Here is a 9,569-nt window from a genome sequence, read left to right on the forward strand (position 1 = left end):
CGGATGCTAACCGGCCACCACGGGGCAGGCCACTGGTTAGTGACCGGCTGCATCGGTTGTGCCGCAGCGGATGCACATGCCGGGTGCGCGGTGGCTGTGACCACCGACCGGCGTTGACGTCACCCCTCGAAGTGCCGCCAGTGTCCTTCGGAGACGACCGCGATGGTGCCGTCGACGACGGTGATGGCCGACTCATCATCGAGGGCGTAGCCGGGTACCGGGACGCGTTCGGCCCATTTCTCGGCGTCGGCCATGGTGTTCTCCGGGCACATGGGATTGTCCAGGTGCGGGAAGATCGAGAAGTCGACCATGCCGAGGGCGCTGTCGCCGCCACCGGATGGTTTCCAGCCGACGAACTCCTCGCCGACGTGTGGGGCCATCACCATGCTGCCGGCGCTCAGTCCCACATAGACCGTCTCGGTGAGGGACGGGAGCAGCTCGGCCAGGCCCGACTTGCGCATCCAGTGGTCGAGGTAGAGCACATCGCCGCCACAGACCAGCAGCGCGTCGGTCTCCCGGACCAAGGGGACCCAGTTGTCGGCGCCGATACTGGGCAGCGCGGTCAGCTCCAGCATCCCCACCGACTTCCAGCCGAGCTCGACCATGGGAGTCGACGTCTGCCCGGCGATCTGCCGCCACGTCATGACCGCCGTGCGGGGGTACATGCCGTACATCGCGGTGGGGACGCACAAGGCCGTCGCCTCTTCGATCGGCTTGCCCAGCATGTCGGCGAGAGCGTCGCGGATGCTCTGGTTGCTCACGCCGCCGGAGGTGAGGAGAAGCTTCATCGCGTCGTCCTTGTCCATCGAGTGCCGCCGGGTTCTTCCGGCAGGTGAGTCAATCACGACATACCGACTCGCACAAGTGTTCGCCCGTAGTGCTGGCGTGATGCCGTTAATGTGGCTCATCGAAGCGTGCCCCAGCAGGTGGGGAACGTCTTCGCCGCCGCGCCGTCCTAGAAGGCGACCCGTCCTGCGAGGTCCGTCACCGCGGCTCCTCCGCCGCCGCGACCCGCGCGCCCGTCTGCCCCGACCGGCGCAGCGACTCGGCGATGAAGCCGCTCGCCTTCAGCTCCTCTACCAGGCCGCGCAGGAACGCCACCGTCTCCGGTTCGCGGCCAATGGTCGTCCCGACCGCCTGCCGGATCTCCATGAAGCGCTCGTCGATGACCCGCACACCGGGCGTCGCCTCAGCGAAGGCGGTGGCCGGCTGGCGGATGCCCGCGCCCGCGTCGAGCTTCTCGGCGAGGAACAGGTCGACGCCTTCCTCTCCGCGCACGATCGTCGCGTTGCGCAGGGTCCGGGTCAAGAACAGGTCGTAGGCCGAACCCTCCTTCACCCCGATGCGCACACCCGGGGCGTCGACGTCGGCGGGAGAGGACAGCGGCGAGTCCTCGGCGACCACGTACACGCCCTCGATGACCGCGTAGGGCGCGGTGAAGGCTACTTCGGCCTCGCGAGCCGGTTCCACGGCGAGGAAGCAGAGGTCGGCCAGGCCCGCGGCCATCGCGTCGAAGGACTTGAGCGCCGCGTCGAAGCAGAGGAGCTCCAGATCGAGGCCGAGCCGCGCGGCGACCTCCCGGGCGATGTCGACGGTGACCCCGGAGGGCGCTTCCGGTGTTCCCTGCGCCAGGAGGGGGTTGCCCAGGTTGATCGAGGCCCGCAGGATGCCCGTCGGGGCCAGGTCGCGCGCGATGGCGGTGGTCGTCATGCGCGCGAGAGTAGCCGATCTTGCCGCGACAATCCGGTGTCGAACTTCGGGTCCGCGGCGGGGCCAGGAGGCGTCTGGCGGTCAGGCGGGATGGGTGAACGAGACCGGCTTGCCCGCTGCCTGGGCGTAGGCGATCTCCCTGCTGGTGGACTCGCCGATGTACCCGCCGGGGTTGACGACCAGGACCCGGTCGGCCAGGTCGATCTTGCGCAGGTGCAGGGCGTCCAGCGCCGCCTTCTGCTCGCCGGTGATCGGCTCGCCCGCTTCGCCCGCCTCGCCGGGTGCGAGGACGATGATGCCCGCGAAGGTCAGGTCGCGGTTGGCCGCACGCATCTGCTCGGCGAAGCGGATGGAGCCGCAGACGCAGACGATCTCGGGTCGTTCGGGCACGGCTTTGGTCCTTCGCTCGATGGGGAAAGCGTCAGTGTGCACGTCGGCATCACAGGCGCGCACGCGAGCCGGACGCCGCGCGGCGCGGCGGGCGTAAGGCGTCCGGTCCGCCGAGGCCCCCTTCTGCCCTTTGAGCTGCCCGAACCGCTCCTGCCCGCCGTCGCCCATCGGGGCAATATGGCGATTGAGAGTGGTTTGTCACCGGGGGATCACGGGGGTGCTCCATGCCCACACAGTTCGAGCCGCCCAAGTGCCTGATGGACGAGTTCCGGCGGATGTTCCCGACGCTCGACTTCAGCCGGATCCGCTTCCACGAGGGCCTGCCGCCGATTCATAGTCTGGAGCCGACGCACAAGGGCGGCCTGACGATGCCCGGCCCGAGCGGCATCGACATCTATCTGGAGCGCTACGAGCCGTGTGATGCCAGCACGTTCCAGGTGATGACGCACGAGCTGGTTCACGCGCTGCAGATCCAGGAAGCCGCCAACTGGTGGTTCGCGCGGATCAACTACACGATGCGGTACATCGTCGCCGGGTTCAGCCGTACCGGTGACGGGAACTGCCCGGAGAAGGAGGCCTACGCCTACGAGGACAAGGTCCGCGGTCGCTGCCCGTGCACCTGCGTGTGGGAGCGGCATGACTGGCCACGGCCTTCAGGCGGGACGGCACCCGACCCGGTGCCGGCGGGTTTGGTGATCCCGATACCCCCGGGCACCGATCCGCTCCCGGACGACACGGTGCCGACCGTGCCGCCGGTGGACTTCACGACCTTGGCACCCCCGCACCCCGATCCCAACTTCGCCACATTCCCACCGGTACCGCCGAAGACGCACAGTGACTGCGATTTCGCCGACGTCTTCCGCGGCAACGTCCTGGAGAAGTTCCTGCACGTCTTGGCGCTGCTGCTGGCGATCGGCATGAACATCGCCGGCATCTTCGCCTTCGGGGGAGCAGCCGCCGCGTACGGGACCGCCATCGGCATCGCCGTAGGGGCCGTCACCGGCATCGCCATCGGTGCCAGCGCCGGACTCACCGTCGGCAGCCTGGCCGGGGCGATCGCCGGCGGCGTCATCGTGGGGGTGATCGTGGCGATCGTCGGCGGGTTCATCGGCGGTGCGATCGGCGCGGTCATCGACTGGATCGGCTCACTGTTCAGCGGGCCGGACGATCCCGGCGGCTCGATGAACCTGATCTTCTCCCGCGACCGGGGGCACTCCTTCGGCGACAAGGTCACCTTCGGGCGCAGCTACAACCACCCGTCGGTGGCGTTCTCGCAGACGAGCCTCGGCGTCGGCTGGACGGGCCTGGACCTCCAGTGCAACATCGCCATCAGCCCGACCAAGACCCTCTGGACGGGGGAGAAGAGCAGCGCGTGCGGCCTCGGGGTAGCCTGGTTCGGGCCACGCGTGTACGTGGCGTGGCGCGGGTCCGACGAGCACCCCTGGGTCGGCTGGACCGGCGACGGCAGAACCCTCGCCCGGCGCGTCCGGCTCCCCAATGACGGGCCACGGGACTCCGCGCCCGCGATCGCGGTCAGCACCGACCCGATGGTCGCCGGGGTGTACGTGTGCTGGGTCGACTCGAACTTGAACATCCGCGTTACCCAGTTCGACTTCGATCTCCACGAGACCGCCAACATCGTGTACAAGGAGCGCACCCACCCTTACGCCGCGCCCGCGATCGCGGTCGACGAGACGAACCTGTACCTGGCCTTCACCGGACTCGAACCAGAGCACCGGATCCACGTCAGCAGCCGCGTCCTGCGCCCGCACGTCGACCCCGAGCCCACGGTGATCCTCGACCAGCGCTGCGATGCCGACAGCGGCCCGGCACTGGCCTACACCCCGCCACCTCGCTACATCCGCGACGGAACGCTCCACCTCGCCTGGCGAGGCACCGACGGGAGACTGAACTACTCGAACTCCCATGACCTCGGCCGCACCTTCGGCGACCCGGTGACGCTCGGCGAGCGCGTCCGCCGCCAGACCGGCCCGAGCGTCGCCGTCCACGCCGACGGCACGATCTGCCTGGCCTGGACCGGCACGATGTAGCCGATCAGCCGGGGTGGCCTGGTCGTCGCGCGCGCAGGGGCGGAGGGTTGCGCAGCCCGGCCAGATACCGCCGGTAGGCCCGGGCCTCGGGCGAGGTGCCCGCGACGGCGTCGTGCCGGTCGGGGAAGACGGCGTTGCCCGCGTCCAGAGCCCGTTTCTTCGCGCCGAACCGGTTGCCCTGCAGACGGCCGGTGACCAGCCTCCGCCTGGCCCGGGGGACGGGCTTGGTCTGGCGGGTCACGATCGGCCCGCGGTTGATCTGGAACCAGAGCTCGCGGTGGTTGCCGAACAGGATGACGCTCTCACGAAGGTCACCGACGTCGGTGTACACGTCGAAGTCCCAGTCGCGTGCGGCCGTGGCGTAGTGCGTACGGAGGTGGTGCATGAACCGGGGCAGGTCGATGCTCGCGCCGTACGGGATCACCGCGTCGGCATAGGGCTCACCGGCGAGGAAGTAGATCCTGCATTCGAGGCCGTAGCGCCGCCCGTGGACTTTCTTCTCGATGGCGAGCGAGAACGTCTCGGCGTCGTCATGCCTCCAGCGGTTGGCGTCACCGACACGGTGATCGAGGTGCTCGAACGACAGGGTCTCCGGGTCGGCCAGCAGGCCGGGGATCTCCTGGAGCGAGCCGTGCAGCAGGTACAGGCACATCAGGTCCACCGGATGCGTCTCGCGCGCCATTGCCGTGAAGAACCCCTCGTCCTGCACGGCATCCTCCAGTCCTCGCGCCCGGGGGCAACGCTAGACGAAGTGGGCACGGGCCGCCCTCGCCGTCCGGCTCGAATTCGGCGGCACTAGCCTGTCGGCCGACCCACAACCAGGAGATGGGCGAGACCATGACCATCCGTCCCGCCGAGACACGCCACTTCCCCGCCCTGCACGACATCGAGCACGCCGCCGCCGAGCTCTACCGCTCGGTCGGGATCCCGGCGATCGCCGAGCTCGGCCCCTACGGCGATGACGACCTGGCCGGGTTCGTCGGCGAGGACCTCGCCTGGGTCTTCACCGACGACGCCGACCGTCCCGTGGCCTTCCTCCTAGCCGAGATCGTCGACGACTGCCTCTACATCGCCGAGGTCAACGTGCACCCCGGCAGCGCCCGCCAGGGCCTGGGACGCCGCCTCATCGACCACGCCGCGGCCGCCGGTGAGTACCCCGCGCTGATCCTGACCACGTTCCGCGACGTGCCCTGGAACGCCCCCTACTACCGGCGCCTCGGGTTCGTGGCCCTGGCCGACGATGAGGCCACGCCCGGGCTGCGCGCCATCCGCGAGCACCAGGCCCGCATCGGGCTCGACCGCTGGCCCCGGGTGTCCATGCGCCGCGACTCCACCACCGCCTAGCGCGGCTGGGCGGCGGCGGTCTGGACGTGCCCGGTGACGGTCAGCAGATCCCGCGCCCGGAAGTATGCGCTCTGGTCCTCGTACCACAGGTCGGCCCGAATGCGGCGCTGGAGCGCGTCGACGGCGTCGGCCAGGTCGTCTCGCTGCGCGGGCGTGAGCGGTCCTCCCGATTCCAGGCAGGCGGCGACGCAGGAGTCGACGCGCGCGGTGATCGCCTCAAGCCAGGCCGGTATGCCCGGCGGGCGCTCCGGACGCCAGAGCGTCAGGGCGAACAGGGCGGCCTGACGCGGTGCGCCGTACCAGTGCCTGGGGCCGTGATAGGGATTCGGCTCGCCCGGGCGAGGGCTGCGCTGCCCACGCCGCTTGGCGTCGCGGCGCCGCACGGCGTACTCGGCGATCTCGGCGTGCCAGCCGGCGCGGCTGGCGCTGAGGGCATCGAGCGCGCGGAGCAGGGCCGCCTCGTCGGACTCATACGGCCCGGCCACCTCCCGCAGGAAACCCAGCCCGGCGTGATAGCCGACCGGCCGGTACAGCTGCACACACGACCGCAGCGCCGAGACCCGGCGCCCATGGGGCAGAGCCGGGTTGCGGACGTGGCGGGCGAACGCGCCGAAACTCACCCGGCGAGGCTAGCTCGAACCGGCGGCGCCCGAGGCCAGTGCCGCCAGCGAGGGGCGAGCGATCAGAAATCCGGCGCGACGGCACCACGATCGGGCTGCGACCGTTCATAGCCGCACACGTCGTACTCCCAGTAATCGAGGTAGGTCCCGACGGCGCCGCGGTCGGCGAGGTCGAGCGCCAGCCACTCCCGGGCCGCCCGAGCCATCTCAGCCTCGGCCCGCTCGCGCTCGTCCGGCTTGAGCTCGATCCAGTCGGTCAGCACACCCCAGATCCGGTACACAGACCCGGCCGGATCCACCCTCATCACCATCGCGGACGTGCCCATGATCTCCAGAGCGACCTCATAGGGATCCTCGGCGGCCAGCAGCCGCCTCGCGAGACCACTGACGTCCGCCAGATGCGCCGCCTCCGCATCGTCCCAGGTCGACCTCGTCATGCCGCCAAGACTCGCATGCCCATCAGACAACCACCCGGGGCGACCGGAGCCGCCATGCGAGCAAAAGGCACGAAAATCCGGGATCGCACGCAACCCGAATCACCGCGCATCGCGTCTATAAGGACTCAGGCGACACAACCCGCAAAGGAGACACGATGCGACAGCTCACCCGTCTCACCGACCGGATGGTGAACCGGCTCGCCCCGAAGATGACCGCCTCGGCGGCCTGCGGATCCGACACCACCAAATGCGAGGAGGACATCCACGGACGCTGCGTCCGCAAGAGGGCCCTCTACCGCAGGCAGTGCGGCGCCTGGTCCTGGGCCGGCTGCTGCTAGCCGACGACTGCGGACCGAGCGGAGGCGTGCCGCAGTAGCCGCGCAGCGGTGAGGCGAGACCAGCCCTCACCGGAGCCCCTTGGTGGGCGTACCCCGGCCATGTCATGACCGGGCTCGCTCAATGTCGGCATAAGCCGTAGCCGGTGTGCGACCCGCCCCTGGTCGGGCGGGTCGCGCACCGCGGTCGGGTTCCCGCTCCAGTAGCCGCCGGCCCGCCCCGCTGTCAAGATCGAACCCATGGCGATACTCGAAGTGCTGACACGAGCGGCGAGCACGGGACGCCTCGGGCCGGTATTCGTCGGAGCAGCCTGGGACGACGTCACCCGCGCGCTGGGGGAGGCCGTCGACCTGGGGTCCTTCAGCCGTCGGCGCTGGCCGCGCCTGTTCGCCTACGGAGATCTGGAGATCCAGGTCTGTGGATGCCGTCGAGTCACCCTGGTCTGCGTCCAGGCATGGCGCGAGGAGATCGAGTTGCCCCCGCTCCTCACCGGAGACGACCCGGTATCGCCGGCGGGCATCGCCTACGACACCGTCATCACCGCACTCGACGAGATCGGCTGCCACTGGGAGCCCGAGCCACAGGGGACGTTCGGGAGCCAGCGCACCATCGTCGTGACTCACACCGGCGCGGCGTTCACCTTCGAGTCCTGCGAGGACGCCGGTCCCTGGCTGAACGTCCTGAGCCTGCCCGGAGACGGGCATGAATGCCCACCCGCCGCCATCTGAAGGCCCCGACCGGGAAGTAGCGCCCGAGATGCCGCCGCCACTGTGGACGACGGCGAGGTCGCACACATGCGGCAGGCCGGGAACAGCCCCGGCTCGCTTCAGCGGCTCACCCGCGCACCACGCGCCTGCTAGCCCATGGCCCCGGCTCTACCCGATCGGTGCCGGTGAGGACAGCCGTGCGAACCACTCGGCGATGGACCGCTTGTACCCCGCGGGCATGTTCAGGCCGGGCACTTCCTCGGTGGTGAAGAGGCCGATTTCCTTGTGCTCGTTGCTCATCACGGGTGGCTGATCGGTGTTGACCACACACGCGTAGGTCACGATGAGCACGGTGTTGTTCAGGCGGCCCTCGTCATAGACCCACGTGTCGAGGATCGTTGCGACATCCACGGGCCAGCCCGACTCCTCGTGGATTTCACGGACGACGCAGTCCATCGGGGCCTCACCCGGGTCGAGCTTCCCGCCGGGCAGCTCCCACTCCTCGCGCTCGTTCTTCAACAGCATCACGCGCCCGTCCTGGACGCACACCCCCTTGACGGAGACGGCGTAGAGCTGTGGGCGATACGGCTGTGGAGAGTCCATTGCGACCCTTCGTGTGGAAACGAGTGGTATCCCGCAGAATCTACCGGCAATGGCGGGCGGTGACCGGGTGGCCCTGGGTGCATGGAAACGCCGGGATCCCGCGTGAGCTGCTTCGCTACGTCCGTGTCGCATCAGGCCGCGACCCGGGCTATGCCGTCGCTCTTCCCGATCAGCCCATCGCATCGCCGTGACAGGACGTGGCGTCGGGCCCTGCTCTGTCACTCGGCGCTGGCGGTCTTGTCCTTGAGTCCACGTAGGACCGCCTCGGAGATGTCGGTGAGCGCGGCCTTCTGGCCGTCGTCGAGGGCGTCGAGCAGCCAGCGCCGGATGTGCTCCTCGCGTTTGGGGACGGCGGCGGTGATGGCGGCGGTGCCCTCGGGGGTGATGGCCGCGACGGCCGCGCGGGGGTCGTCGGCTTCGGACTCGCGGGTCAGCAGGCCGCGGACGGACATGCGGCGCAGGTGGTGGTGGAGGCGGCTCTTCTCGAAGTCGGTGACCTCGGAGAGCTGGTAGGCGCGCAGGCGTCCGCCGGGTGCGTCGCGCAGGGCCAGCAGGATGGCGTAGTCGGGCTCGGAGAGCCCGGTCTCGGTCTGCAGGATCCGGGAGAGGTGCCGCCAGAAGTCCATCTGCATGGCGAAGAACGCGTCCCAGACCGCCCGGTCGCCGTCGTCGATTCCGTTGCCCACGGTTAAATCATAGCCCCCGGGTTGACGTATCAACTCGGAGGTGCGCAGAATCGGGTTGATACATCAACTCGAAGGAGTGAGAGATGGTTTCCATCGCCGTGGTCGTCGGCAGCACCCGTCCCGGACGCGTCAGCCGCGCCGTCGCCGACTGGGTCCTGGAGCGGGCGGACGGGCGCGAGGCGTCCTACGGACTGCTCGACCTGGCCGATTTCGACCTGCCCGTCTACGACGAGCCCCTGCCCGCCGCGCTCGGCAAGTACGAGGGCGCCCACACCCGGGCCTGGGCCGATGCCGTGGCGCCCTACGACGGGTACGTGTTCGTCACCCCGGAGTACAACCACGGGCCCACCGCCGCCTTGAAGAACGCGCTGGACTACATCTACGCCGAGTGGAACGACAAGGCGGCCGGGTTCGTGGGCCTGGGTGCGGTCGGTGGTGCGCGTGCGGTGGAGCACCTGCGGCTGGTGGCGTCCGAGCTGCGGCTGGCCACGGTCGCCGCGCAGGTGGCGCTGACGGTGGCCGGCGACTTCCCCGAGTACCCGGCCTTCGCGCCGGCGGCATCGCGTGAGGCGGAGCTGGACCGGGTGCTGGACCAGGTCGAGGCGTGGGCGAAGGCGCTGCGAGTCCTGCGCTGAGCCCACGGATCGGGTGCGGTGGACGTTCGCCGCGCCCGATCCGGTCACGG

At 69.7% G+C, this 9,569-nt stretch carries 13 protein-coding genes; 5 read left to right on the forward strand and 8 right to left on the reverse strand.

The genetic code is table 11. From position 1 onward, the window contains the following. Positions 1 to 119 precede the first annotated feature (119 nt). The 3 genes from QSK10_RS15615 to QSK10_RS15625 form a co-directional block, all read right to left on the reverse strand. A complete protein-coding gene (locus QSK10_RS15615) occupies positions 120 to 788 on the reverse strand; it encodes a Type 1 glutamine amidotransferase-like domain-containing protein (protein ID WP_285663537.1) in 669 nt (222 codons plus the stop codon). Positions 789 to 984: 196 nt separating this feature from the next. Next, a complete protein-coding gene (locus QSK10_RS15620; protein WP_285663538.1) occupies positions 985 to 1,710 on the reverse strand; it encodes a transporter substrate-binding domain-containing protein in 726 nt (241 codons plus the stop codon). Positions 1,711 to 1,791: 81 nt separating this feature from the next. Then, complete coding sequence (locus QSK10_RS15625; protein ID WP_285663539.1) at positions 1,792 to 2,100, reverse strand: hypothetical protein; 309 nt, start codon at positions 2,098 to 2,100, stop codon at positions 1,792 to 1,794. A gap of 224 nt (positions 2,101 to 2,324) precedes the next feature. Between QSK10_RS15625 and QSK10_RS15630 the strand changes: the two genes are divergently transcribed. Then, a complete protein-coding gene (locus tag QSK10_RS15630; protein WP_285663540.1) occupies positions 2,325 to 4,151 on the forward strand; it encodes a hypothetical protein in 1,827 nt (608 codons plus the stop codon). A gap of 4 nt (positions 4,152 to 4,155) precedes the next feature. On the opposite strand, the gene QSK10_RS15635 is transcribed toward QSK10_RS15630, so the two are convergent. Beyond that, complete coding sequence (locus QSK10_RS15635; RefSeq protein ID WP_285663541.1) at positions 4,156 to 4,860, reverse strand: hypothetical protein; 705 nt, start codon at positions 4,858 to 4,860, stop codon at positions 4,156 to 4,158. 128 nt (positions 4,861 to 4,988) lie between these two features. On the opposite strand from QSK10_RS15635, the gene QSK10_RS15640 reads away from it, so the two are divergent. Continuing rightward, positions 4,989 to 5,495 carry a GNAT family N-acetyltransferase gene (locus QSK10_RS15640; RefSeq protein WP_285663542.1) on the forward strand — a complete coding sequence of 169 codons (507 nt, stop codon included), beginning with the start codon at positions 4,989 to 4,991 and terminating at the stop codon, positions 5,493 to 5,495. On the opposite strand, the gene QSK10_RS15645 is transcribed toward QSK10_RS15640, so the two are convergent. Both QSK10_RS15645 and QSK10_RS15650 read right to left on the reverse strand, forming a co-directional pair. Next, positions 5,492 to 6,115: a hypothetical protein gene (locus tag QSK10_RS15645; RefSeq protein WP_285663543.1), complete on the reverse strand. Its 624-nt coding sequence runs from the start codon at positions 6,113 to 6,115 to the stop codon at positions 5,492 to 5,494. The genes QSK10_RS15640 and QSK10_RS15645 overlap by 4 nt on opposite strands. A 62-nt stretch (positions 6,116 to 6,177) precedes the next feature. After that, positions 6,178 to 6,552 (reverse strand): hypothetical protein, encoded by a 375-nt coding sequence (locus QSK10_RS15650; RefSeq protein WP_285663544.1) that lies wholly within the window; start codon positions 6,550 to 6,552, stop codon positions 6,178 to 6,180. A 155-nt stretch (positions 6,553 to 6,707) separates the two neighbouring features. On the opposite strand from QSK10_RS15650, the gene QSK10_RS15655 reads away from it, so the two are divergent. Both QSK10_RS15655 and QSK10_RS15660 read left to right on the forward strand, forming a co-directional pair. Further along, entirely contained in the window at positions 6,708 to 6,890 is a 183-nt protein-coding gene (locus QSK10_RS15655; RefSeq protein WP_285663545.1) for a hypothetical protein, read from the forward strand. A gap of 237 nt (positions 6,891 to 7,127) precedes the next feature. Next, positions 7,128 to 7,616: a hypothetical protein gene (locus QSK10_RS15660; protein WP_285663546.1), complete on the forward strand. Its 489-nt coding sequence runs from the start codon at positions 7,128 to 7,130 to the stop codon at positions 7,614 to 7,616. 147 nt (positions 7,617 to 7,763) lie between these two features. Here the strand turns inward: QSK10_RS15660 and QSK10_RS15665 are convergent, their stop codons facing one another. Both QSK10_RS15665 and QSK10_RS15670 read right to left on the reverse strand, forming a co-directional pair. Then, on the reverse strand, positions 7,764 to 8,198 hold the full coding sequence (locus tag QSK10_RS15665) for an NUDIX hydrolase (protein WP_285663547.1): 435 nt from the start codon (positions 8,196 to 8,198) through the stop codon (positions 7,764 to 7,766). A gap of 218 nt (positions 8,199 to 8,416) precedes the next feature. After that, entirely contained in the window at positions 8,417 to 8,884 is a 468-nt protein-coding gene (locus tag QSK10_RS15670) for a MarR family winged helix-turn-helix transcriptional regulator (protein ID WP_285663548.1), read from the reverse strand. Between the two features lie 83 nt (positions 8,885 to 8,967). Here QSK10_RS15670 and QSK10_RS15675 point away from each other — a divergent pair, with 83 nt between their 5' ends. Then, positions 8,968 to 9,519, forward strand: a complete 552-nt coding sequence (locus tag QSK10_RS15675; protein WP_285663549.1) for an NADPH-dependent FMN reductase — start codon at positions 8,968 to 8,970, stop codon at positions 9,517 to 9,519. Positions 9,520 to 9,569: the final 50 nt, after the last annotated feature.

It is taken from the genome of Actinorhabdospora filicis (assembly GCF_030269765.1).
Classification (GTDB): Bacteria; Actinomycetota; Actinomycetes; order Mycobacteriales; family Micromonosporaceae; genus Actinorhabdospora; species Actinorhabdospora filicis.

What these genes read in the sequence shown, in the direction of transcription:
- QSK10_RS15620 (WP_285663538.1), bottom strand. Translation starts at nt 1,710, where the DNA reads ATGACGACCACCGCCATCGCGCGCGACCTGGCCCCGACGGGCATCCTG.
- QSK10_RS15650 (WP_285663544.1), bottom strand. Translation starts at nt 6,552, where the DNA reads ATGACGAGGTCGACCTGGGACGATGCGGAGGCGGCGCATCTGGCGGAC.
- QSK10_RS15665 (WP_285663547.1), bottom strand. Translation starts at nt 8,198, where the DNA reads ATGGACTCTCCACAGCCGTATCGCCCACAGCTCTACGCCGTCTCCGTC.
- QSK10_RS15675 (WP_285663549.1), top strand. Translation starts at nt 8,968, where the DNA reads ATGGTTTCCATCGCCGTGGTCGTCGGCAGCACCCGTCCCGGACGCGTC.
- QSK10_RS15655 (WP_285663545.1), top strand. Translation starts at nt 6,708, where the DNA reads ATGCGACAGCTCACCCGTCTCACCGACCGGATGGTGAACCGGCTCGCC.
- QSK10_RS15630 (WP_285663540.1), top strand. Translation starts at nt 2,325, where the DNA reads ATGCCCACACAGTTCGAGCCGCCCAAGTGCCTGATGGACGAGTTCCGG.
- QSK10_RS15660 (WP_285663546.1), top strand. Translation starts at nt 7,128, where the DNA reads ATGGCGATACTCGAAGTGCTGACACGAGCGGCGAGCACGGGACGCCTC.
- QSK10_RS15615 (WP_285663537.1), bottom strand. Translation starts at nt 788, where the DNA reads ATGAAGCTTCTCCTCACCTCCGGCGGCGTGAGCAACCAGAGCATCCGC.
- QSK10_RS15640 (WP_285663542.1), top strand. Translation starts at nt 4,989, where the DNA reads ATGACCATCCGTCCCGCCGAGACACGCCACTTCCCCGCCCTGCACGAC.